Raw genomic sequence first — 2,202 nt, 5'->3', positions numbered from 1 at the left:
GGTGCGACAAGAAGTCGTACAAGTAATTGTTCAGCATGATGTCTGAACCTGTTGTTCCGTCAACAGTAGCCTAAAGAGGCGTGCTTTACGAGTAATTGTTTGGTGCGAAGCCCTCTTGACAATATGGTTCTGTGCAGAAATATCCAATGCATAGGCTGTTAGGCTGACCGATATGAGTAACACATGTGAACCGCTGCACCATCGTAACAAATGAATAGCTTACGGATATTTACAAGCTATAGCCAAAAGGCTGGCAGTCAAGATGGCTCTCTCGTTTTTGGAGCCACACGGATGTAGTACTGCCGGTGGATGGGCGGACTCTAAGTCGGTCGTCAGTTACTTGTACGGAACTTGGTAAGCCCGTATTTCTCCTACTATATATAGCAGGTAAGCCAATCGCAAGAGAAGCCGAATGAAGTGCGGGTAAAGGATTGCGGAGAAAGCGAATGCTTCCGCGTAATGCGGAAGATAGAGGTTTAAACGTCACCTCATGCGAAAGCAGGCAGACTTCCGCAGGGTAATTCTTTGTGAAACGATTGTAGAACTTTAACGAAATGAAGAAACAGCAAAGGAGCGAGGCGAAAGCCGAGTGTGCATCTTCAGCCGAGAGTAACACGACATGGAAAGACATTGACTTTCATAAATGTGAATGCAAGGTTAGAAAGCTGCAAGTCCGAATAGCAAAGGCTCATACAGGAAGGAGGTACAACAAGGTTAAAGCCTTGCAGCACCTGCTTGTCACTTCGTTCGAAGCCAAGGCATTGGCAGTAAGGAAAGTGACCTCCAATAAAGGCAAGCGCACGGCAGGGGTTGACCACATAAAGTGGGACACCGATGCTAAGAAAATAGAAGCTATACGTTCTTTGACACGGAGAGGATACAAAGCCCTCCCATTGAAAAGGGTCAACATACCTAAGGCAAACGGCAAGACAAGACCGTTGGGAATACCGACCATGAAAGACAGAGCCATGCAGGCACTGTATCTTATGGCATTGGAACCCATAACGGAAAGTGAAGCGGATGCGAACTCTTACGGATTCAGAAAATTCAGAGGTACGGCAGATGCAATAGACGCACTCCACAGATGGCTGAGCAAGAGTTATTCTCCCGAATGGATTTTGGAGGGAGACATAAAAGGATGCTTCGACCATATCAGCCATGAATGGCTTCTCGATAACGTACGAATCGACAGGCATATATTAAGGAAATGGCTGAAAAGTGGAGTTGTATTCAACAAGTTGCTTCAACCGACACTTGAAGGGACACCGCAGGGTGGTATCATATCACCGACACTTGCAAATGCAACTCTTGACGGCATGGAAAGAATGCTCAAAGAGAAGTACAAGGCAAATTATGTCAATGGAAAACTGTACTACCCCAAAGTCAATCTCGTAAGATATGCGGACGACTTTATTGTCACAGCCGATAAAAGGGAAACATTACTTGAAATAAAGGAAATGTTGACAGCCTTTTTAAAGGAAAGAGGACTTACACTATCAGAGGAGAAGACACTGATAACACATATCAGTGAGGGATTTGACTTCTTGGGCTTCAATGTACGGAAGTACAACGGAACATTGTTAATAAAGCCCTCAAAGAAAAGTCAGAAACGCTTCACTGACAAGTTGCATGAGGTTGTGCTGACCAAAGGCAAGGCATTATCCCAGCAGGAGCTGATAGAGAAACTCAATCCTATAATAAGGGGATGGGGTAACTACTACAGCCATGTGGTATCAAAGGAGGTGTTCTGCCGATGTGACCATATCTTAATAAACCAACTTAAAAGATGGTCATATCGCAGACATACCAACAAGTCAAGGGAATGGATAAGGAATAAGTATTTTATCCGCAAAGGTTGCAGAAATTGGATTTTCGGCTTTGTATACGTATGTGGAGGAATAGAGGAGAAGTTCACAGTACAACAACTGACAGAGATTCCAATCAAACGACACATAAAAATAAAATGCGAAGCCAATCCGTTCGACCCATCATGGGACGAATACTTCGAAAGACGGAAACTCAAAAGTGCCCGTCAACGTGCGTGAAGAAAACTTTATCGGAAACAAGTCATCGAAAAATGATTATGAGCCGATTTAATTTTATGAGAATTAAATTTAGAATTATCTGAGCTGTATGCGGTGAAAGTCGCACGTACAGTTCTTAATGGGGAAAGCGGCAGCAATGCCGCCGACCTACATAACA

1 protein-coding gene is annotated in these 2,202 nt (G+C 44.1%); it reads left to right on the top strand.

Annotation, left to right across the window (positions count from 1 at the left end):
• Positions 1–554 precede the first annotated feature (554 nt).
• Positions 555–2,045, top strand: coding sequence for a group II intron reverse transcriptase/maturase (ltrA, locus tag I6E11_RS14470; protein ID WP_235338814.1), 1,491 nt, complete (start codon positions 555–557; stop codon positions 2,043–2,045).
• Positions 2,046–2,202: the final 157 nt, after the last annotated feature.

It is taken from the genome of Bacteroides caecigallinarum, assembly GCF_021531075.1.
In the GTDB taxonomy this organism is placed as follows: Bacteria; Bacteroidota; Bacteroidia; order Bacteroidales; family Bacteroidaceae; genus Phocaeicola; species Phocaeicola caecigallinarum_B.
Note: the sequence above shows the minus strand (reverse complement) of the source record. Positions and strands in the feature narration are given on the sequence as shown.